This is a genomic window from Nostoc sp. (assembly GCF_036917155.1).
Classification (GTDB): Bacteria; Cyanobacteriota; Cyanobacteriia; order Cyanobacteriales; family Nostocaceae; genus Nostoc.
Genome location: NZ_JBALDZ010000079.1, coordinates 171,522 through 192,881 on the forward strand (window position 1 = coordinate 171,522; position 21,360 = coordinate 192,881).

At 42.4% G+C, this 21,360-nt stretch carries 17 protein-coding genes and 1 pseudogene; 11 read left to right on the forward strand and 7 right to left on the reverse strand.

From position 1 onward, the window contains the following. Positions 1-196 precede the first annotated feature (196 nt). Positions 197-2,872 carry a DEAD/DEAH box helicase gene (locus V7K67_RS12110; RefSeq protein WP_335166712.1) on the forward strand — a complete coding sequence of 892 codons (2,676 nt, stop codon included), beginning with the start codon at positions 197-199 and terminating at the stop codon, positions 2,870-2,872. A gap of 242 nt (positions 2,873-3,114) precedes the next feature. Here V7K67_RS12110 and V7K67_RS12115 read toward each other — a convergent pair whose 3' ends face one another. Further along, positions 3,115-3,495 (reverse strand): hypothetical protein, encoded by a 381-nt coding sequence (locus V7K67_RS12115; protein WP_334708089.1) that lies wholly within the window; start codon positions 3,493-3,495, stop codon positions 3,115-3,117. A 943-nt stretch (positions 3,496-4,438) separates the two neighbouring features. Here V7K67_RS12115 and bchB point away from each other — a divergent pair. The 3 genes from bchB (at position 4,439) to V7K67_RS12130 (ending at position 9,435) form a co-directional block, all read left to right on the forward strand. After that, complete coding sequence (gene bchB / locus V7K67_RS12120) at positions 4,439-5,965, forward strand: ferredoxin:protochlorophyllide reductase (ATP-dependent) subunit B (protein ID WP_334708090.1); 1,527 nt, start codon at positions 4,439-4,441, stop codon at positions 5,963-5,965. Positions 5,966-6,372: 407 nt separating this feature from the next. Next, positions 6,373-6,678, forward strand: coding sequence for a hypothetical protein (locus V7K67_RS12125; RefSeq protein WP_334708091.1), 306 nt, complete (start codon positions 6,373-6,375; stop codon positions 6,676-6,678). A 342-nt stretch (positions 6,679-7,020) separates the two neighbouring features. Then, positions 7,021-9,435 carry a two-partner secretion domain-containing protein gene (locus tag V7K67_RS12130; protein WP_335166714.1) on the forward strand — a complete coding sequence of 805 codons (2,415 nt, stop codon included), beginning with the start codon at positions 7,021-7,023 and terminating at the stop codon, positions 9,433-9,435. A gap of 150 nt (positions 9,436-9,585) precedes the next feature. Here the strand turns inward: V7K67_RS12130 and V7K67_RS12135 are convergent, their stop codons facing one another. The 3 genes from V7K67_RS12135 to V7K67_RS12145 all read right to left on the reverse strand — a co-directional run bounded on the left by V7K67_RS12135 (position 9,586) and on the right by V7K67_RS12145 (position 12,332). Next, entirely contained in the window at positions 9,586-9,765 is a 180-nt protein-coding gene (locus V7K67_RS12135) for a hypothetical protein (RefSeq protein WP_334729354.1), read from the reverse strand. A gap of 149 nt (positions 9,766-9,914) precedes the next feature. Beyond that, complete coding sequence (locus V7K67_RS12140; RefSeq protein WP_335166716.1) at positions 9,915-11,054, reverse strand: glycosyltransferase family 4 protein; 1,140 nt, start codon at positions 11,052-11,054, stop codon at positions 9,915-9,917. Between the two features lie 105 nt (positions 11,055-11,159). Beyond that, on the reverse strand, positions 11,160-12,332 hold the full coding sequence (locus V7K67_RS12145; protein WP_335166718.1) for a glycosyltransferase family 4 protein: 1,173 nt from the start codon (positions 12,330-12,332) through the stop codon (positions 11,160-11,162). A 222-nt stretch (positions 12,333-12,554) separates the two neighbouring features. Between V7K67_RS12145 and V7K67_RS12150 the strand changes: the two genes are divergently transcribed. Then, on the forward strand, positions 12,555-12,701 hold the full coding sequence (locus V7K67_RS12150; RefSeq protein WP_334706544.1) for a hypothetical protein: 147 nt from the start codon (positions 12,555-12,557) through the stop codon (positions 12,699-12,701). A gap of 503 nt (positions 12,702-13,204) precedes the next feature. Then, entirely contained in the window at positions 13,205-15,490 is a 2,286-nt protein-coding gene (locus tag V7K67_RS12155) for a hypothetical protein (protein WP_334729357.1), read from the forward strand. Between the two features lie 88 nt (positions 15,491-15,578). On the opposite strand, the gene V7K67_RS12160 is transcribed toward V7K67_RS12155, so the two are convergent. Continuing rightward, on the reverse strand, positions 15,579-16,808 hold the full coding sequence (locus tag V7K67_RS12160) for a TetR family transcriptional regulator (protein ID WP_334708099.1): 1,230 nt from the start codon (positions 16,806-16,808) through the stop codon (positions 15,579-15,581). Positions 16,809-16,980: 172 nt separating this feature from the next. On the opposite strand from V7K67_RS12160, the gene V7K67_RS12165 reads away from it, so the two are divergent. Then, positions 16,981-17,838, forward strand: a complete 858-nt coding sequence (locus tag V7K67_RS12165; protein ID WP_334708100.1) for an acyl-CoA desaturase — start codon at positions 16,981-16,983, stop codon at positions 17,836-17,838. Positions 17,839-18,139: 301 nt separating this feature from the next. On the opposite strand, the pseudogene V7K67_RS12170 reads toward V7K67_RS12165, so the two are convergent. Both V7K67_RS12170 and V7K67_RS12175 read right to left on the reverse strand, forming a co-directional pair. Further along, a pseudogene (locus V7K67_RS12170) lies at positions 18,140-18,523 on the reverse strand (HNH endonuclease); the annotation flags it as partial. 227 nt (positions 18,524-18,750) lie between these two features. Then, positions 18,751-18,951 (reverse strand): hypothetical protein, encoded by a 201-nt coding sequence (locus tag V7K67_RS12175; protein ID WP_334729358.1) that lies wholly within the window; start codon positions 18,949-18,951, stop codon positions 18,751-18,753. Between the two features lie 472 nt (positions 18,952-19,423). Here V7K67_RS12175 and V7K67_RS12180 point away from each other — a divergent pair, with 472 nt between their 5' ends. From V7K67_RS12180 to V7K67_RS12195, 4 genes are all read left to right on the forward strand, one after another. Further along, entirely contained in the window at positions 19,424-19,984 is a 561-nt protein-coding gene (locus V7K67_RS12180; RefSeq protein WP_334729359.1) for a COP23 domain-containing protein, read from the forward strand. A gap of 243 nt (positions 19,985-20,227) precedes the next feature. Further along, complete coding sequence (locus tag V7K67_RS12185) at positions 20,228-20,584, forward strand: hypothetical protein (RefSeq protein ID WP_334729360.1); 357 nt, start codon at positions 20,228-20,230, stop codon at positions 20,582-20,584. Positions 20,585-20,708: 124 nt separating this feature from the next. Further along, positions 20,709-20,924 (forward strand): CopG family ribbon-helix-helix protein, encoded by a 216-nt coding sequence (locus V7K67_RS12190; protein ID WP_442943815.1) that lies wholly within the window; start codon positions 20,709-20,711, stop codon positions 20,922-20,924. Then, a complete protein-coding gene (locus V7K67_RS12195) occupies positions 20,921-21,196 on the forward strand; it encodes a type II toxin-antitoxin system RelE/ParE family toxin (protein WP_334729362.1) in 276 nt (91 codons plus the stop codon). Before V7K67_RS12190 ends, V7K67_RS12195 begins: the two co-directional genes overlap by 4 nt. Positions 21,197-21,360 lie beyond the last annotated feature (164 nt).

Sequence of the window (21,360 nt, forward strand, 5' to 3'; positions counted from 1 at the left end):
AGTTATGAGTTAGGAGTTATGAGTTAGGAGTTATGAGTTAGGAGTTAGGAGTTAGGAGTGAGGAGTTAGGAGTGAGGAGTTAGGAGTTATGAGTTTTAACTTCTAACTCCTAACTTCTAACTCCTAACTCTTAAGCTAACGAAGTTGACAAAAGACTCGTTAGTATAGTAAACAATCTGGTTGCAAATGTGATTGAGTGAATTATCCTGCACCGTCTCCAGAACTTGACTTAGGGTCTATATTTCCCTTTGATCTGGATCAGTTTCAAAAAGAAGCGATCGCGTCCCTAAACGCCGGACGCTCGGTAGTTGTATGTGCCCCTACAGGTTCGGGCAAAACATTAGTCGGGGAATACGCTATTTATCGTGCCCTGGCGAGAGGAAAACGTGTATTTTACACGACTCCCCTAAAAGCGCTGTCGAATCAAAAATTACGTGACTTTCGAGAAAAATTCGGGTTTGATCAAGTCGGTCTGTTAACTGGAGATGCATCCATTCACAGGGATGCACCGATTTTGGTGATGACCACAGAAATTTTCCGAAATATGCTCTACGGTACACCCATTGGGCAAGTAGGCATCTCATTGGTAGACGTGGAAGCGGTAATCCTGGATGAATGCCACTACATGAACGATCGCCAGCGCGGTACTGTTTGGGAAGAATCAATCATCTATTGTCCCCGTGAAGTGCAACTGGCAGCCCTTTCAGCAACGGTTGCCAATAGCGATCAACTCACCGACTGGCTAAATCGCGTTCACGGCCCAACAGACCTGATTTACTCCGATTTTCGCCCAGTCCCCTTGGAATTTCATTTTTGCAATCCCAAAGGGTTATTTCCCCTACTGAATGATAGCAAAACCAAAATCAACCCCCGCCTTCAGAAGAAAAAGGGCAAAGGGGGAGAAAGGGATAGAGGGAGAAGTGGTAGACCGGAGGCTCCGGGTATAATTTTTACCCTCAGCCAGTTAGAGCAACGGGATATGCTACCAGCGATTTACTTTATCTTCAGCCGCCGGGGATGTGATAAAGCGGTGGCGGAAGTGGGGGATTTATGGCTGGTAAATAGTGAAGAATCCCAAATTTTAAGGGAACAAATTGATGACTTTTTAGCCCGTAATCCCGAAGCAGGGCGTTCTGGACAAATTGCCCCCCTGTACCGGGGAATTGCTGCCCACCACGCCGGAATTTTGCCTGCTTGGAAAGCACTGGTAGAAGAACTATTTCAGCAAGGGCTGATTAAAGTAGTATTCGCCACTGAGACACTAGCAGCGGGAATTAATATGCCTGCTCGGACAACGGTAATTTCTACCCTTTCTAAGCGGACTGACACTGGACACCGCCTGTTAAACGCTTCGGAATTCCTGCAAATGGCGGGACGAGCAGGCCGTCGGGGGATGGATAAACAAGGTCATGTGGTGACAGTCCAAACTCCCTTTGAAGGAGCTAAAGAAGCTGCGTATTTGGGAACATCCAAGCCAGATCCCCTAGTAAGCCAGTTTACGCCCAGTTACGGCATGGTACTCAACTTGCTGCAAACGCATACCCTAGAGCAAACCAGGGAACTCATAGAGCGCAGTTTTGGGCAGTACATGGCGACCTTGCATTTAAGACCGGAATATGATGAGATTGCGGAACTACAAACACAATTAGCTCAACTACATGAACAAATCGCCGCAGTTGATGAAAATGAACTGGCTGTTTATGAGAAATTGCGGCAACGGCTGAAAGTGGAACGCCAGATATTGAAAACCTTGCAAGAGCAAGCACAAGAAGATCGACAAGAAGAATTGGTGATGATGTTGGGCTTTGCGGTGTCAGGAACTCTGTTGAGTCTCAAGGGTAAAAATATCACCGTGTCTTCACCCGTAACCGCAGTGTTAGTCGGAAAATCGCCTGGTTCTGGTCAAGCTCCTTACTTGGTATGCTTAGGGCATGATAACCGTTGGTATGTGGCAACTACAGGGGATGTAGTCGATTTGTATGCCGAACTGCCGCGAATTGAAGTGCCGCCTGATATGCTACCACCGCCAGAGATGCCCTTGAAACCAGGACAATCGCGCCGTGGTAATCAAGAAACATTTGCGATCGCATCGCGTATTCCCAATCCAATAGAATCTTTGCATCTGGCCCCAGAAGTAGCAGAACAACTCAGTCGCACTACCGCCGTCCAAGAGCAATTAGAAGCTCATCCCCTACATCAATCAGGCAATGCAGCAACGCTTTTCAAGCGTCGGGCCCGCTATGTCGAACTAGAAGCTGAACTCGAACAGTTGCAAGGGCAAGTCGAGCAACAGTCACAACGTCATTGGGAAGAGTTTATGAATTTAATCGCAATTCTGCAACACTTTGGCGCTTTAGATAACTTAGTTCCCACAGTATTAGGGCGAATCGCTGCCGCCATTCGGGGCGAGAATGAATTGTGGTTGGGTTTAGTATTCGCTAGTGGTGAATTGGACAACTTAGATCCACATCATTTAGCAGCAGCAGCAGCGGCTCTAGTGATGGAAACGCCCCGCCCAGATAGTAAGGTTAACTTTGACCTTAGCAATGAAGTGGCAGAAGCCTTAGCAAAATTGCGGGGAATTCGCCGCCAAATGTTCCAACTACAACGGCGGTATAACGTAGCGCTGCCTATATGGTTGGAATTTGAGTTAATTGCCATAGTAGAACAATGGGCATTAGGCATCGAGTGGACAGAACTTTGCGAGAACACCACTTTAGATGAAGGCGATGTGGTGAGAATTTTACGCCGGACATTGGATTTATTGTCGCAGATACCCCATGTCCCCCATTTGCCAGACTCTTTCCAGCGTAATGCCCATCGCGCGATGCAGCTGATTGATCGATTCCCTGTGAATGAAGTGGTTGAATAAACAGTACGCTCTTACGCACACAGAGTACTTGATAATTTCTGCGTCTTTTTCTCTCAGGACTTAAGCAAAACTAGACGCTGTAGAGGCAATTCATGAATTGCCCCTACAATGAATTTACATTTAACCAAATAATAGTAGTGGTACTTCGTTAAAAATGCTTTTTTGGTTTCGTATATCTTCTATACGTGATTAATCACGCGTATCTAAGCAAAAGTTATAGTCGCTATCAACGCTATTCAATCTTAGTACACCAAGTTTCCAGTACCCTGCAACTGACGCAAAGAATTTATACATAATGGACAGTCGCAGCCAAATAATTGAATTGCACGATCGCTTTCTGCTTCAGTAAAGTTCAACATGGCAACATTCTGATTTGATACTGATGTCACAATAGTTGAAGCACTTGTAGAGGTATACGGACGTTTTCTCTCTGAATCTCGAATGCACACAAAATCTTTTCCTCCATGTGGGTTAGTGATACAGGTACGACCGTCTTGTGTGTGCATTAATCGCTGTGTAATACTACCACTAGCATGGGCAGGATGAAATGCCACTAGCGTAGACATCATCGACACGAAAATTGAGGAAGTGGAAAGCAAATTCAGGAGAATTTTTTTGTTCATAGATTTCCTTGAGAAAATTGTCTACTAGCTTAGGGTATTCGATTCACTTTCAAACTTCAAGTGAATTTTTCCTGAGAATAGTTTTATTGACACTTATTACCTAAGAAAGTTCCATATTTACACAGTTGGATTGCTAATTAGGTAGGTATAAATAAACAATAATACTCAGAAGCAAGACCTTTCGCCAGAGGCCACGCTTGTATGTACTCAGCGATTACCTTTATGAAGCTAGCAGGTACTTAATCGATAAACTGGTCTAGCTAAATATTAGTACGTTAGTTATTGGCAAAAATGATAAATGGAAGCAAGAAATTGCTATATTTGATGGGAATAATCGAAGTTTTGTATAAGTACCTGCGGCAACCAGGGAAGGGGATGTTCTTGTTAGGTATGTATTGAAATTAACTAAGAACTGCTATTATAAACAAATTTACTGGAACATTAAGATTTTTTTACATAAACAATAGGAATATTGTTTATATAGATAGCCTCATCCCAATTATTAACTGGGTTTCAGCCATATCGCCTCCCCGAAAACCCGCAACAAACCTTATTTTTTCTTAGCCAGTAGGTTTGAGAAAATCAGAAACGATTTAATAATCAAGCACTTATAAGTAGATGGGCTGAATTAAATATAATAAGACCCCCTCCCTTTGCAATACTGCTCGGATAAGCAGGGGAGGCAGGGGAAGCAGGGGAGGCAAAACTCTTCCCCTGCCTCCATTTCTCCCCTGCTCCTCCTGCTTGCCTCAACTAAGAAATTCCAAAACCTACGCAGTATTGCCTCCCCTTGGCTTTAGTTTTACTCCCCTTCTCTGCCAACAGCACGGGGTGCGATGCCTACGGCGGTAAACTACGCACCGAAGGGGTTGGCGATCGGGTCTATCTTATATTTTTACGCCCACTTACTTAGTTATTTGAGTTGACAAGGGAAAACACAAACATGAAATTGGCTTACTGGATGTATGCTGGCCCAGCCCACATCGGCACTCTCCGAATCGCTAGTTCTTTTAAAAATGTTCATGCGATCATGCACGCTCCCATTGGCGATGACTACTTTAACGTCATGCGCTCCATGTTATCGCGGGAGAGAGATTTCACTCCAGTGACAACCAGCGTTGTCGATCGCAACGTTTTGGCACGCGGTTCTCAAGAGAAGGTAGTAGATAACATCACCCGTAAGGATGCCGAGGAACACCCAGATTTGATTGTGTTAACTCCCACCTGCACCTCTAGCATTTTGCAAGAGGATCTGCACAACTTTGTCGAACGGGCACAGTTGGAAGCAAAAGGAGATGTAATGCTGGCGGATGTAAACCACTACCGCTACAACGAATTGCAAGCCGCCGATCGCACTTTGGATCAAATTGTCCAATATTATATTGAAAAAGCCCGTAAGCGCGGCGAATTGCCTGAGGGCAAAACAGCAAAACCCTCAGTTAACATTATCGGTACTACCACCCTTGGTTTCCACAATAATCACGACTGCACCGAACTCAAACGGCTGATGGCTGACTTGGGGATTGAAGTAAATACTTTAATTCCCGAAGGTGCTTCGGTGAATGACTTGAAAAAGATGTCCCAAGCCTGGTTTAACCTGGTGCCTTACCGTGAACTCGGTTTGACTACAGCCCGTTACCTGGAAGAACAATTTGGCACACCTTATATAGACATTACTCCAATGGGTGTAGTGGAAACTGCCCGTTGTATTCGCAAGATTCAACAGGTAATTAACGCTCAAGGTGCAGAAGTTGACTATGAAAACTTCATCAATGAGCAAACCCTGTATGTATCTCAGGCTGCTTGGTTCTCCCGTTCCATTGACTGTCAAAACTTGACTGGCAAAAAAGCTGTGGTCTTTGGTGATAACACGCACGCCGCCGCCATTACCAAGATTCTGGCGCGAGAAATGGGGATTCACGTTGTTTGGGCTGGTACTTACTGTAAATATGATGCAGACTGGTTCCGCGAACAGGTGAGCGAGTATTGCGATGAAGTGCTAATCTCCGAAGATCATGGTGCAATTGGGGATGCGATCGCTCGTGTCGAACCCTCCGCGATTTTTGGCACTCAAATGGAACGCCATGTTGGTAAGCGCTTAGATATTCCTTGCGGTGTAATTGCTGCACCAATCCACGTCCAAAACTTCCCCATCGGTTACAAACCATTTATGGGTTATGAAGGAACGAATCAGATTACAGATTTGATCTACAATTCCTTCACTTTGGGAATGGAAGATCACCTGTTAGAAATCTTCGGTGGTCATGATACCAAAGAAGTGATTACTAGGGGGATTTCTGCTGATTCTGACCTCAACTGGACAAAAGATGGTCAAGCAGAATTGAATAAGATTCCGGGATTTGTTCGCGGTAAAGTGAAGCGGAATACTGAGAAATTTGCCCGCGATCGCGGTTTCAAGGAAATTAACGCTGAAGTGTTGTACGCCGCCAAGGAAGCTGTCGGGGCTTAGTTTAGAGTTGAATTGAGAAGATTGAGGGGTGAAGAGTCATGTATACTCTTTACCCCCATTTTTTGGAAATAATCCCGCCTCGTTACCATATTACGCAGGGAGATGCTACGCGAGCGATCGCAATGACGAAAATACCTTACCTTTACGTAAGTAAATCCTGAATGCTTTAAGAAAATCCCACAGAAATATATGAAGTTTTGTAACAAAATGCGTAATTATTACTAGCCAAGCTGATCTCATAATTATGAGAGTTCGCAAGAGCGTTAGAAACCTAATGTTTTCGTGCCACTCTAGACTCTGCATCATTGATTTCTTCGGTGCCAAACTGTACTAATCGAAGTCAGTTGAAATTAGTACATCACAAGATACGTTCACACATTTACCAGTCTGCAAGGAAAGTAAAATTCATGGAACCTCAAACTTCACAGCAAGCAGTTCTTGATTCTCAAAAACTAGAGCAGTTAAAAGATGAGATTAAGCAAGAAATAAGTGAGCTTTTGAACAAATCAAATCTTAGAAATATACTCGATAAACATGGTGTCTTAATAGAGAACATCCTGACAATTCAGTACACTATAGACCTATCTAAAGTTGAATCTAGTGATGTTGTTGTAGAGCCGCAACATCAGGGATTATTGCCAGAAGCTTTAGGTCAAAATCAATATAAATTGGAGTGCTGGGTGGTTAACGGAGGTTGTGTTACTTTTCCCTAGAAAGTCTATTCTCATGTCAGTAATTTCAGTAAATTTGTTTTTCATTTTCAATCAGCAAGCAAATGAGAGTATAAAAATACTGAATTTTGCACTTACTCGCACTGCTTTGCAGAAGTAAGAATTCAAAAGATTTTTATACTGTATCTATTGCTTTGTTTTGAATAGTATCCATATTTCTGCTGTGCTTTACTAGTTAGGTTATCTCTGGAACCTAACTAGTATCATTATCCTAATAGGGTTTTTGAATTTTTCGAGATAGATAGTGAAAGAATTGTCAGACACCGATTTTTCATAAAGCGACAAGTCTAGTAAACTATTGTTTTTTAGGGTGCAAATTCTCTAATGCTTCAAAGCCGAAGTGATTGGTACTGGAATTTAAGACTAGTGAGTGCTTTAGCAATTGTTGGAACACTTGCCTTTTCTGAAAGTTATGCCTTTGCCCAGATTATAGAAGATCGCACTCTCGGATCTGAAAGTTCAGTTGTTACACGTCAGCTAATAAATGGACAACCTACTGACAAAATTGATGGTGGAGCAATTCGTGGTACTAACTTATTCCACAGTTTTGAACAGTTTTCCATACTCACTGGAAGAACAGCGTACTTTAATAATGCGACAGATATTCAAAATATTATCAGTCGGGTAACAGGTCAGTCTGTTTCTAACATTGACGGCATTATTAAAGCTAATGGCCAAGCCAACCTATTTTTGATTAATCCCAATGGGATTATTTTTGGTCGCAATGCTTCTTTAAACATCAGGGGTTCATTTGTAGCGAGTACGGCGGCTAGTCTTAACTTTGCTGATGGTACTAAATTTAGCGCCACAGATCCCCAAACTACACCCCTGCTGAGAGTAAGTGTTCCCATTGGGTTACAATTCGGGGCAGATGCGAAGTCTATCCGCAATCAATCTCAAGCACCTAGTCCAGATGGCAAAACAACTAATGTCTTGGGGCAACCCCCAGGTTTACAAGTTTTGCAAGGCAAAACCTTGGCCCTTGTAGGTGGTGACATAATTTTAGAGGATGGAAATTTAACAGCACCGTCGGGAAGAATTGAGTTAGGAAGTGTTGCTGCCAATAGTTTGGTCAGTCTAAACTCAACAGACCAAGATTGGGTCTTGGGATATAAAGATGTCCAGGATTTCCAGAACATTCAACTGATCGCGCGAACTGTTGGTTCTGACCCTCCATCTATAGTAGATGTTAGTGGCGATCTTAGTGCTAATAATGGTAGCGATCGACATGGCGGTAGTATCCAGGTACAGGGGAAAACCGTGGAACTAATTCGTTCTCGCTTGGTAAGTCAAACTCAGGGTGAGGGAGATGGTGGTGACATAAACATTAACTCTAGAAAATTAATTCTTAGTGATGGCGCACAAGTACTAACTTCTACTCAGGGTAAGGGTGCGGCGGGGAATTTGAACGTATATGCCTCTGAGTCTGTGGATTTGACAGGTAGCTTTTTTACTACGCAAAATGGGACTTTTCATAGTGGATTAGTTAGTACAACTGGTGCTGCTGGAAAAGCGGGTGACATAACGATCAACACTAGTAAGTTGCGTATCCAAAATGGGGCACAGGTATCAACCGAGTCTACTGGAAGATTAGATATAGATAACTTCCAAGTGATACCAGCCACAGGAAAAGGAGGGAATTTAACTGTGAACGCCTCCGAATCGGTAGAGCTAACTGGAACTCTAGCAAAGGGTGTTTCTACTGGCTTGTTTGCCTCGACTAATGGTTCCGGGGATGCCGGACAAATAACAATCGCCACAGGACAATTGATTGTCAACGATGAAGCTCAAATCACAGTGAGCAGTGAAGTTGAGCCACTTCCACCGTTTTTAAGCTACCAAGGGGGGATACCCAATTTAGGATCGGCAGGCGCCCTCAAAGTAACCGCTAACTCTATACTTCTGGATCAAGGGACACTCACATCTAATAGTGAGTCAGGTAGGGGTGGTAACATTACGCTACAGGTACGGGACTTATTACTGATGCTCCACGACAGCCAAATATCCACTAATGCTGGGGGCGATAAAACTGGCGGTAATATCACCATCTATGCACCCAATGGCTTCCTTGTGGCCACTCCCTTTGGAAATAACGATATCACCGCCAACGCCAACCTTGGCTCTGGTGGTAAAATCACAATCACTGCTAAGAACATATTTGGTTTTGTGCCGCGCACCCGTACAGACCTAGAGAGGCTGTTAAACCCTAAAGATCCACTAGACCCAAGTAGGTTGCCAACAAGTGATATCACTGCATTCTCTCAGGAAAACCCTTCATTAAATGGTACTGTACAAATCAACTCACCAGATGCCGACCCCAGTAAAGGATTGGTAGAATTGCCCGTAAATCTGGTTGATGCTTCGCAGCAAATTGTTGCTAGTTGTAATTCTAGTGGAAGAATAGGAAGGAGTTCATTTATTACTACTGGGCGTGGAGGACTAGTAGCCGATCCCACGGAGCCATTGATCGCTGATGATGCGGTGCTGGCAGATTGGATCACAGTCTCTCCAGAACCTCAGAATCGTGCTGAGGGGATTCAGAAAAAAGTGGTTGCTCAGGTGCAACAAAATATAGAAGAAAAATCACAAAAAGTAAATTCTGTCAATGAACCTACTCAAATTGTGGAAGCCCAAGGGTGGATTATAGATGCTAATGGGAACGTAGTTCTGGTTTCTCAAGTACCCACGGCAATACCCCATAACTCATCGCCGACTGCTACATCTTGTGTTGCTCGTTAGAAGATGCTATGAGATGTGAGAGTCATCACCACTTTAGGGACTTCCAAAAGAACGTACTAAATAGACATCTCCGAAAATGAATGTAGAGACGTAGCACTGCTACGTCTCTACAAGGATTCTGGATAACGCATATTTAATTTCTGGAGATGTCTAATTTATCAAGAAAGGCTCCAGCGCTGAGGGCAGTCCCAATGAAAAAATTTCATTGGGACTGCCCTCAGCATAGATGCCTTCTTCAACCTTCCAACTTCTTTCGAGGCGATCGCCTGCCTGCCTATCTGACTTTTCACGGTAAGTGTTCAAGCCCCGAAAAAGCGTGGCTTTTTCCATAGTATAATTATCAATAGCTCTGAGCTAATGATAATGGTTAACAGAAAAATCAGGGCTTGGAAACCCTCAAAATGACCTTTCCCACATACCGTGAAAAGTCAGGCCTGCCTATAGACTAATCAAATCCACAAAATTAATGAACCAAACTACTATAATCTGTAGGATAGCAGTTGGGCAATTTGCTGATTAATAGTTGCAATATCAAAACGCAGACTAGCCGTAATCCTGGCATTATTAGCTATAGTTGCAGCTATTTCCGTCTCTTGAAGACAGGTAATAATTACTTGTGCAAGTTCTTCGGGTTCTCCTGGTGTGACTAGAAAACCATTAAGTCCATGTTCTACCAATTCCATTACACCCCCAGCTTTTGCTGCAACCACAGGTTTTCCGCATAGCATCGCCTCAACAATTACTCTACCAAAGGGTTCTGGGGAAGTGGAGGTATGTGCTACTAAGTTACAAGCTGCCATTAGCTGGGGAATATCAGAACGAAATCCTAAAAATTTGACGCGGTTTTCTAGTCCCATTTGGGCAACTTGTTGGTGTAACTTTTGGACATAATCTTGTTCGCCAAACAGTGCATCACCAACTAAAATCACTGTCACCTCTGGCGGACATTTAGCAAGGGCATCAATTAAAATATGCTGCCCTTTCCAAGGTGCAAGACGGCTAAAGTGTCCGACGATAAATTTTCCTTGCAATCCTAACTGTTGCTGTAATTTATTAATATCAGATTCATCAGTCTGATAAGTTTTTGGATTAAAGCCGTTATAGACAACTTCGATGAGATTTTGCCTTCCTCCTGCTTGCACAAAGGCTGTTTTACTAGCTTGAGAATTAGCAATTACTAATGATGCAAAACCATTAGCTAAGTTAACAGCAATGCCAAGATTAGTTTGGCTAAAATGTTCTTTGGAAAGAATATCATGTAAATGATAAACTAGAGGACGACGACTAAAAAAACTTGCTAATGCTCCTACAACTAATGCTTTTTGGGTGTTGGCATAGATTAAATCGTATTCACGCGCTTTTTTAACTACCTTAGTAATTAGAGGTGCAAGTTGTCCGAGACTCTTGAATCCTTGTAGAAAACTGCTTGATTTGCGAACTTGGATTGCTTGATTTGCGAGAACTTCTACCGGAATATGATTTTGCTGTAGTAAATCTTTAAATGGTCCATCTGCAAATAAACCAACTAAAGCGCGATTACCATAGGGTTTCGCAATATCTATTAAACATAATTCGGCACCGCCTGGCTTACCACTTTGATCTAAAAAAAGAATTTTCATAAAATATCCTTATAATATAATACGATTCAGTAAAATGTGAAATTTATCGGGAATTCGCCCCGTTGTACTAACACGTTTCTACAACAAAATACCGTCTCTACTTCTTTAATGTAATAAAACATTCCGTACTTGCTGGGCAATTTGATTCCAATCATAGTGTTTAGTAGCATACTGGCGACAGGCTTCTCGTGATGGTATGGGGATATTTCCCAAAAGTACTTGCTCTAATTTTTCTGCAATAGCTAAAGCTTCTGTTGAAGCAGTAATTAAATCAGGTGAAAATTCTGATAAAATTTCTGGCATTCCCCCAATTGGAGTACATAAAATAGGAGTACCACAGGCTAGAGACTCAACTATTACTAATCCGAATCCTTCAAAAGATTGACTAGGCATTATAGTCAATTCAGCAGCTTGGTAAGCTATAGGTAATTGCTCATCAGGGAGAAAACCTAAAAATTTAACGTTGTCGTCTAGTCCTAATTCTGTAGCCTGTTGTTGTAGTGCAGCTTGGATGTGACCACGACCTGCGATCGCTAGCCAAACATCTGGTATTCTGGGCTTAATTATAGCTAGTGCTTGCAATAATTTGTCAACTCCGGTTCGATGTACTAAGCGACGTGATGTAAATATAATCCGGCGATTAGTAGGCCAGCCTAGTTTTACACAAGCTTCCTGGGGTGATAAATTTGGTTGAAACCAATTAATATCAACTCCACCAGGAATAACATTAATTTTGCTCCACGGTACTTGATATTTTTGATGTAATATTTTACCAAATGCTTTACTCAAAACAATAAAGCGATCGCAGCGATTATAAGTGTTTTGTTCTATTAACCAGTGCTTGATCAAAAGACTAAGATTTTTATTAACTACTTCCTGCTGACTCTCAGAAGCCCAAGGTCCATGAAAGTTAAAAGTAACTGGCACTCCCTTTGGTAAAATATCTAAAAGAGGAAAGCTATATAATGCAAAGTGTAAATTAATCGCATCTGGTTTGCTAGTTCTTGTTTTCTGAAAATTAGTACGGATTGACCATAATCTTTGCCAAATAGCACTATCAGGAGAAGCCAAGTTAGTCAGCTTAATTGGTGAATTTAGTTCATCCTCTGGTAGACCAACTCCACATAATTCAACCTGGTCTTGATTTGCTGCTAATTTATGAGTTAGTTCATAAATATATCTTTCTAGTCCTCCAGGACTTTTGGGAAACCAACCTAATCCAAGGGTGAGAATAGATGCAGATGTTGAATTAAAACTTTTTTCTTTATTAATTTCCATCGAGATGTCTCCTATAAAATATATTAAAACATTAGAGGCAATTCATGAGTTACCAAACAAGGCAAAAGTAAAAAGTTAAAAGGCACTCATAAAGAAGTAATATCTATAGGGTAACAAGCCCCTTAATTTATTAATGAAAAAAAGCGTCCGCTTCAAATCCCCTAATTTTAATTATGGGGATTATCTTTTTACTTTTTACTTTTCACTTCTTAACCTTAGAGGATGTTTGAAAAGTTTTGGGCGAATATAATTCGCTACTACACTGGCGTTGTCCGCCTCCGCAGACTAACACAAAATCAAGTTCTTCAACCCACAGAGGTGGGTTTTGTCTGTATAGCCGCGATTTCTAATCGCCAGGGCTGGTATTAAATTAGACTTTTCAAACAGCCTCTTACAGTCTGTTGTATCTCAATCTCAACTACTAGAATTTACGAATACATATTAATAATAAAAGTTTTTTGTAGAACACCAATTTATAAACTATTTATATGTCAACGTCAACAAGGAACTAATATCTGTGTTCTTATTAACTAGATAACACTGACTATGGTAAATATTATACTTACTAATCAAGGAAGGTGAATGCTAGACAGTGAGAAGGATAAACCATTATAACTTAATATTTGTATTATTTTTGACTATCTTTGTTTAGAAATAAGTAACTATTAATACATTAGGAACTATTCTATATATTAAATAATCATGTTGTCTTTATAAATTTTATATAAATATTGCCTTTTAATCGTATTTATTTTTGATTCATGCATTATTCAGATTTTGTGTCTATATTTTATCCAGTTAAAAATAGTTATATTCCGTACTGATTTTATAAAAATTGATTGTATATAAATAATTAAAAGCTTAAAACCTATATGAAAAATAAATTATTGATCCAGTTAGGAAAGTTAAGTCAGCAGATCAAGAAATTATCTAAGACTAGATATTTACAAAGAAGTAAAACTTTCAATTTTTTACTCAGTCTGACTGTTGGAGTCATTGTTGCTACCCTGGGAATTACAACAGACTGGGCCACGACTAGAACACCCACGCTTACATACAAAACATCATGGATAAATAATATTACTGATAATAGAAATTTACTGGTACAAAACAATACTGCAACACCCACGCCTGCATACAAAACATCGTGGATAGGTAATACTTTTGGTAGCGGCAATCTGCGGGTACAAAACAATATTGAGGCAATGTATGTTGCTCCTGATGGCACAGTTTATACTAACAGTCATTGGGATGAGGCGGGAACAGAGGCAGGAATATATCAGGATGGTAAAGTTATTGGTGCCCTTGGTGATACTCATGGCTGGAGTCGTGGCGGTGGCATAGCTGTAACAGCAAATAGTAAATATGTTTACATGGCCATGACTCAAGGTTCTAGGGGTAAAACAAATGAAGATTACCCACCGGAAGGAACAACTTGGCATTGCGTTAGACGCTATGACTTGTCGGGAAAACCTACGCCGTTTCCTAATGGACGTGGTTGGGATAAAAGTATGTTGATTACCAGTACTAAAAGTGAAGTCACTGGATTAGCAACTGTGGAAAGCGAGTTATATGTGAGTGATGATGCTGCTAACCGGATTCGTGTCTATGATACTGATACGATGAAGGAACTCCGCAGCTTTACCGTTGCTAATCCAGGAGCAATAACTATTGATCCACAAAAAAATCTGTGGATTATCCAAAGTAAAAATGGTGGTAATTCTGCCAAAATTTTACATTATTCCCAGAGTGGAAAGCAATTACCCCAACAGATTGCAGACATTGTTGAACCAACAGCGCTCGCAATTGATCGTGAAGGTAAGCTGTTAGTGGCAGAAAATGGGCCACGTCAGCAAATGTTGATTTATGACATCAAAAGCCAGCCGGTGCAGGTGGGTAGTTTTGGCAGTAAAGGTGGTGTCTATGCAGGAGTTCCTGGTGAAGTTCGAGATTTGAAACTTTATGGACTTACTGGAGTCGGTACAGATACTTCAGGTAATATCTATATAAATAGTAATGGTTTCAACAAATCAGGAACAGATTTACGGAAATTTTCGCCATCGGGTAAGTTGATGTGGCGATCGCTGGGATTGATATTCGTTGATAATGCAGATGCCGATCCGAAAACTGATGGTGTAGATTTATTCACCAAACAAGAACACTATCTGATGGACTACAGTAAGCCTGCTGGTAAGCAATGGACTTACAAAGCCTACACCTTAAATGCTTTCAAATATCCTCAAGATCCACGGCTGCATACATCCCCAGATGGCACATTTGTTCGCCGCATTCAAGGGAAGCCATTTTTGTTCCTTACAGATATGTATAGCAGCTTTCTGCAAATATATCGTTTTAATCCAGCCAAAGATGGCCAAGTTGCCATACCAGCCGGAATGTTTGTCGGTACTAATGGCGCAGATAAACCATTTCTTAGCGGAAATTGGCCACCGCATCAGCCAGAACAAGGGGAATGGATCTGGCGCGATCGCAACGGTAATGGCACATTTGAAAAGAACGAATACGATCGCAGCAAAGATTATCCTTATATCGGCGGCTGGTGGGTAGACAGCAAAGGAGATGTTTGGAAAGCTTTGCGAACAAAAGATGGCATTCGACACTATCCTTTGCAGGGAATAGATCCTCAAGGCAACCCCATCTACAGCTATAGTTCGATGGAAAAGCAAACTACTCCCAGCATATTTAACGACTTGCGGCGGCTTGAATATTTCCCTCAAACAGATACGATGTATTTGTCAGGTTTTACAGTAGATCATCCCGCCTCTGGTGACGATACAGGAGTTGCGGGATCTGAGATTGCCCGTTTTGATCATTGGAGTCAAGGGAATCGTACTCCCAAGTGGCGAATTGTGATTCCTTACGACAGCACTGGTAAGCGGGAAGTATCTACGGCTGCAATCAGTGTGGCGGAAGATCGCGTATTTGCCGTGACAGTTAAAACCGCAGAGGTATATGTCTACAATGCCACGACGGGAGTGCAAGTACAAAAGTTAAAACCAGGCCCAGAAGTTGGCAGCGAAAGTGGCTGGATTGATATACCCTATGGTATCCGTGCTTTTCGGCGTTCCAATGGTGAGTATTTGGTATTTGTGGAAGAAAATTGGAAAGGAAAAGTGATTATCTATCGGCTAGCGAGTTGAGCGTTTACAGCAATTACGATACAACACAGTTTTGACTTTTTTAATTAAAAATTAAGAATAATTTTTAATTGGAGCGATCCCCACTCCCTTATCCCGGTTTATGATCCAAACGAGTCGCTTGCTCTAGGGCGGCTTTTTCTTTGGCTCGGCGCACATAAGGTTGTAATTGGGTGCGATCGCAACCTGTTAAAATACTCAGGTTTTCCAAGGTGATCCCCCGCATTAACATTTCGACGCGCCAGGTTTGTTGTGCCTGGGCGATCGCTGGCGTTTGTCCTTGGGGAGTTAATAGCCCCTCACTCCATACTTGCCAACGTGTCTCAAGCTCTGATTCTGAGATGGGTGTGCCTGTATCATTCAGAAACATGGCTGTTTGAGCATCTTTACGACTTTTCAGCCATTTGATTAAGGGATTATTGGTAAAAGAACCGTAGCGTTTGCCCAAAATCCACTGATTTACAGGCACTTGACGGACAAATCCTGGTATTGTAATTTGCAAGAAGTGCCCTTGAGGATCGTATATTTGGTGCGATCGCTCCAAGCTAATTATTTCTGTGGTAGATAATCCAGCCCCAAATAACACGTAAGCCAAGGCATGATCTCGGATTCCAAATTTCCGGGCTTGTTGTAGAATTTCGTTAACTAAACTAGCTGGTAAATCAGCTACTTCTGTGGTGATGAACCCTCCTTGTAAACAGTTGGTTGTTGATTCTGCTGAAGATGACATCGCTCCATGTAAAAACAACTCCACCAAATTTTCTAGAAAATCATCCCGATCTTCCCAAAGTTCGTGAAATTCGCTGGTGAACTCAATTACGGCATATCCCAAGATCATCCCATTCAGCAAACTGGCTAATTTTTCTGCGGGTAAATAGGTATTTAGGTGTCCTTGCTGGATTACAGTAGCTAAATACTGAGCTACATAGCGGTTTGCTTCTGTTACTCCCCTGCCTAGAGCGCGGCGATTTTCTGCCGGAAATTGGTCGGCCTCACCCACCACAGACCGGACGAACTCTGGCACTCGTTCTAATGCATGTAAGCTATCACTTGCATAATCTTTAAGAGCTTGGTAAACATTGCCGGGAGGCGTTGCCCGCCGCACCAGCGACTCACCTAAATCCTTGAAGGCTGCGGACTCTTCCAGCACAGCCAAAAGTAGTCCATGCTTATTGCCAAAATTCCGAAATAGAGTCACTTCGTTGACTTCGGCTTTTTCAGCAATTTGGCGGGTTGTCGTAGCGCTAACTCCCTGAGCAGAAAACAACTCAAGTGCAGCTTGAATCAGGCGTTGACGAGTGGAAATGAGTTGAGATGACATAGAGAAATGCAAGTGGCACTTGCACGGATATCAGAGTTCTGCTAGCATAACAAATGTAAGTGATACTTGCTTTACTCTACTGTAACTAACTGGTGACAGCGTGGGTAAATCCTTAGTGGGATTATGCCCAATAAAAAGTAAATCACTTCATCATCCATTAACAGGAATTTTTATGACCGCAAATTTTGGGGCGATCGCCCCTGAGAGAGGCAACTCACCTCAACTCAGTTGGACAAATGTGGTATTTTTTGCTGCATTTCATGCTTTAGCACTTCTGGCTCCTTGGTTTTTTTCCTGGTCAGCATTAGGTTTGCTAGTATTTCTGCACTGGTTATTCGGGAGCATTGGTATTTGCCTGGGATATCATCGGCTACTGAGCCATAAAAGTTTTCAGGTTCCTAAGTGGTTAGAGTATGCGATCGCCCTCATTGGAGCGCTGGCTTTGCAAGGCGGGCCAATTTTTTGGGTAGGTGGACATCGCCAGCATCACGCCCACACAGAAGATATCAATTTAGACCCCTACTCTGCTCAAAGAGGATTTTGGTGGAGCCATATATTGTGGATTTTCTACCCGCGTCCAGAATTTTTTGACTATGAAACCTATAAAAAATATGCCCCTGACTTAGCCAGACAACCCTTTTATTGCTGGCTAGATCGCTACTTCTTGCTGTTGCAGATACCCTTCGGGCTGCTGCTTTATGCCTTAGGAGGATGGTCTTTTGTATTCTACGGAGTGTTTCTCAGATGCGTCTTGCTTTGGCACTCAACCTGGTTTGTCAACTCAGCATCACACCTGTGGGGTTATCGCACCTTTGATGCCAATGATGGCGCTCGTAATCTTTGGTGGGTATCCCTCGTCACCTATGGAGAAGGATGGCACAACAACCATCATACTTATCCCCACATGGCGAAATCTGGGTTATCTTGGTGGGAAATTGATGTTACTTGGTGGAGCATCTTAGCTTTGCAGACTTTGGGTTTAGCCAAAAAAGTTGTCTCGCGTCCCCCTCAAGGTGCAACTCACGGCTAAATTGCAACTAAATTATCAGGAATTTGTTATGCCGATTGCTTCCCGCAGTCGGCTTACTATATGTATGCTGGGCACCAAAGATGCGTTGGTTTTGCAATTCTTGTTCTCAAATCCTATTGGTATTACTTTTATTTTGCACCTAGATGGAGTGAGTAGAGTCGATGGGGGCTATTAAGCCCCGCATCTCTCTGTTAGATCCGTGCGTACCCATTAGACATCTCCAGAAATTAAATATGCGTTATCCAGAATCCTTGTAGAGACGTAGCACTGCTACGTCTCTACATTCATTTTCACCAGATGTCTATTTCTGTGTACACGGCTCCCGATATTCTTGGCTTTCGCTTTTGCTCATGTGGATATAATTGTGACAAGATTCATGCACAGCGATCAGGTTTTTGAATTTCCAGTTGTTGTGATTTCCATCTATGTGGTGTAAGTGTACTCTTTCCTCACTTGTACACATTAAGCCACAGTAACCACACGTATGGTTTTGCCTTTTAAGAGCTTTAGAGGTTTCCCCGTCATAGAGCTTACTATTACGTTCGCTCCAGTACGTTAAGTCTCCGTCGTATGGTGATTTATTACCTTTAACATTGACGTGTTTGCTTTCGGAGTAAGAAACTTTTGGGAACGCTTTGTCTAGTAATTTCTTGCTAGTATAGCGGTTTTGTTTTGCTTCCTTGTTATGCGATCGCTAGGTTTAAAACTGTATCAATTGAAGAAGAGCTAAGGGAGCAGGGGGGACAGTTCAGATGGGAATTCGACCCCAACTGAACGAGAACCACTTTTCTCCTAAATTAATTTCAAGGTTCATCCTGTCGCGTAAACCGATCTCGGTTTTTACACGTATCTGATACTGTTGGCGAATGTAATACATTATTGTCTTATTAAGTATTACGCAAGCTCAAACCTTCAATCTGTAGTTGCGGCTTTGAGTTGTAACACTTTTGTCCGTGCGTTTGTAACACTTTCGCCAACAGTATCCGTGTCGGGTAAGGAGGCATACGTCGCCGTATCCTCCTCCCCTAAGAACCGGACAAGATTGTTACCAATCATCCGGCTCAAGCCTCGGCTTACCAGAACGTCTGCAATAATGTGTGGCTCTACGCACAACTTTCACGTCGCGCATCTCGGCTCAATACCTATGTCAGACACAGAATTGGTATCTTCTTCGGAAATAGCCCTGAGTTTTGTATAGTCACTAATTTGGATGAGAAACAATTCAACCATTTAGGTGAGGCAATTCAGGAAGCTAAGTTTTATAAATAAGTAGTATCTGTTAGTAGAGAAAATTGATTCGCGTGCGAGTAGCAATGGAACAGGAATGTACGTTAAGCCCAAGATGTTTGCTGTAATTGAGTTTGAGCCGTTGCCCGAAAAACTGTCTATTCCTGTGATAACAATCTTTATCACAGAAAAAATACGCTCAAAGCCTGAATTATCGGTCAGAATGAGGCATTGAAGAAGGTAAAATTTTTATCGTTATCACAGGAATCAGTGGTTAGCGTACATTTTTGTTCCAATGCTATTCGCACGCGAGCTACTAGCCAAAAAAACTTTTTCCTCAAAATTTCTAGAGTTACTCATGAAATTAGTATCATTGACAAACCTTTTAGTTACGGGTGTCGTCACGCTCCTTGCATCTGCAAGTATCAGCCAGCCTAGTCAAGCTCAAAATGGGCAAGGATTTTATTGTGACACCTCAAGAAACAATCCCGTAACAGTGTACGAAAACTACAGAGGGGACACTGAGCCTTGGATTCGCTGGACTTCCAATTACTTTAGAAATGCCGGCTACGATTCTCTGACGCGTTGTCAAGAGGTGAGCGAACGCTTGGAAAACTACCGCCGCAACAGAGATCTGCGGTTTGTTACTATCGGCCACTTGAACGGACAAAACGTGATTTGCACCGCTAACCAATTTAATGGACGGTGTGACGGGTTGATATTGACTCTCAAACCCAATGAAGATCCTGAGCGGGCTATCTCCAATCTCTTTGCTTGGCGGTCTACAGGTGCGCCCTATGCACGTGGAAGAGATAGAACACCTTACATTGATGTCAGAGAACATTTAGGAATTCCCAGAGATAGAACACCTGACCCTGACATCGATGTCAGAGAACATTTAGGAATTCCCAGAGAATAAAAGTCAAAACTGTAAGGTAGATACGTTGTAGCCAGATACTACTCAAGCTCAGGGTAATAGTTAACAGCTAATCCCTGGCTGATGACTCCCTAGTAAGATAGTCAGCCAGGGTTTTCAATTAGCCGCGTCTTTCCCTGTGTCCGATTAATTGGTAATGATATTTAAGGATAATGCCCTGACGAATGTCTTTTAGTTGTGCGGAATCGGGTTTAGGAGAAACGTTTCTCCTAAATTAATTTTCATGTGTCTCCTGTCGCTGTTCGGGCAAGAATCAAAGCAGCTTTTCAACTGGCACTACGCTTTGGCTCCCTTAAGTACACCAAAGCCAAAGCCATTGCCCAAATTCCCAAGTTGAATGAGCGCGTTGCCGAATTAGAACAAGCTATTGCCCCAAACTGGTCTTTAAGCGAAATCAAACAACGTATCAGTGAGAAGAAAGCCTCAATCTCTACTCCAAATACCGAATCTAACAATTACAAAGAGCGCTTTACTGCTACGACTACCAAACTAAGAAAGTCGCGTATTTGGTCAGACCCGAAGAAGCGCAAACAGATAGAGAAACTACTTGCCCAATTGGAGACGCTGACAAGTGTTGAGTAATTTTCACTCTTTTAATCAGGCAATTTCCCCGTTATAATACAATGCAGTATAAAGCATTATTTGAGATAAAGGTATGAGTACTACAAGTTTCAGGCTTGATGATGACCTTGAAGATCAGCTCGAAGTGACCGCAACGAAACTGCAACGGACGAAAGGCTGGATAATCAACGACGCTCTACGGCAGTACATTGCACGGGAGGAGCAAAAGCTTAGGATGCTTGAAGAGACACAAGAGGCGATCGCCGACATTGAAGCACAAAGGGTCGTTTCTGGTGATGAAGTTATGAAGTGGCTTGAAACCTGGGGAACCACTGTCGAAACTATTGCACCGAAGATATGAAGCTTCAGTTTTCTCTAAGCGCGGTGCAGGACTTAGTACGACTAAGAGAGTTCATTGCTGAAAACAAGCCGCAGGCGGCAGAGCGAGTGTCGCTTAGGCTTAGGCAGGCCATAGGAAAACTTGTACTTTATCCAGACATAGGCCGTCCTGTCTCGGGGCTAGAAAATGTGCGTGATCTGATCGCCGGAAACTACGTGGTTCGTTACCTTCGTGAAGAAGATACTATATTTGTCTTACGGGTATGGCACGGCAAGGAATTTCGTGATTTTTAAGTAGGCGCAGAAAATCCAAAGCAGAGATAGCGTTTTGTTTCTGCTTTTCGGTTACACCCAGATATCGCTCCAAAGCCTGTCTAATGCCGATGAAATACTTCAGAAATTAATAGTGCGTTTGACCTCAGAATCCCCCGAATTTAGCGGAGCGCATTCAGGGGAGT

Bases quoted from the DNA above. Each gene is read 5' to 3' on its own strand.
- V7K67_RS12115 (WP_334708089.1), bottom strand. From the start codon at position 3,495: ATGAACAAAAAAATTCTCCTGAATTTGCTTTCCACTTCCTCAATTTTC.
- bchB (WP_334708090.1), top strand. From the start codon at position 4,439: ATGAAATTGGCTTACTGGATGTATGCTGGCCCAGCCCACATCGGCACT.
- V7K67_RS12125 (WP_334708091.1), top strand. From the start codon at position 6,373: ATGGAACCTCAAACTTCACAGCAAGCAGTTCTTGATTCTCAAAAACTA.
- V7K67_RS12130 (WP_335166714.1), top strand. From the start codon at position 7,021: ATGCTTCAAAGCCGAAGTGATTGGTACTGGAATTTAAGACTAGTGAGT.
- V7K67_RS12135 (WP_334729354.1), bottom strand. From the start codon at position 9,765: ATGGAAAAAGCCACGCTTTTTCGGGGCTTGAACACTTACCGTGAAAAG.
- V7K67_RS12140 (WP_335166716.1), bottom strand. From the start codon at position 11,054: ATGAAAATTCTTTTTTTAGATCAAAGTGGTAAGCCAGGCGGTGCCGAA.
- V7K67_RS12145 (WP_335166718.1), bottom strand. From the start codon at position 12,332: ATGGAAATTAATAAAGAAAAAAGTTTTAATTCAACATCTGCATCTATT.
- V7K67_RS12150 (WP_334706544.1), top strand. From the start codon at position 12,555: ATGTTTGAAAAGTTTTGGGCGAATATAATTCGCTACTACACTGGCGTT.
- V7K67_RS12155 (WP_334729357.1), top strand. From the start codon at position 13,205: ATGAAAAATAAATTATTGATCCAGTTAGGAAAGTTAAGTCAGCAGATC.
- V7K67_RS12160 (WP_334708099.1), bottom strand. From the start codon at position 16,808: ATGTCATCTCAACTCATTTCCACTCGTCAACGCCTGATTCAAGCTGCA.
- V7K67_RS12165 (WP_334708100.1), top strand. From the start codon at position 16,981: ATGACCGCAAATTTTGGGGCGATCGCCCCTGAGAGAGGCAACTCACCT.
- V7K67_RS12180 (WP_334729359.1), top strand. From the start codon at position 19,424: ATGAAATTAGTATCATTGACAAACCTTTTAGTTACGGGTGTCGTCACG.
- V7K67_RS12195 (WP_334729362.1), top strand. From the start codon at position 20,921: ATGAAGCTTCAGTTTTCTCTAAGCGCGGTGCAGGACTTAGTACGACTA.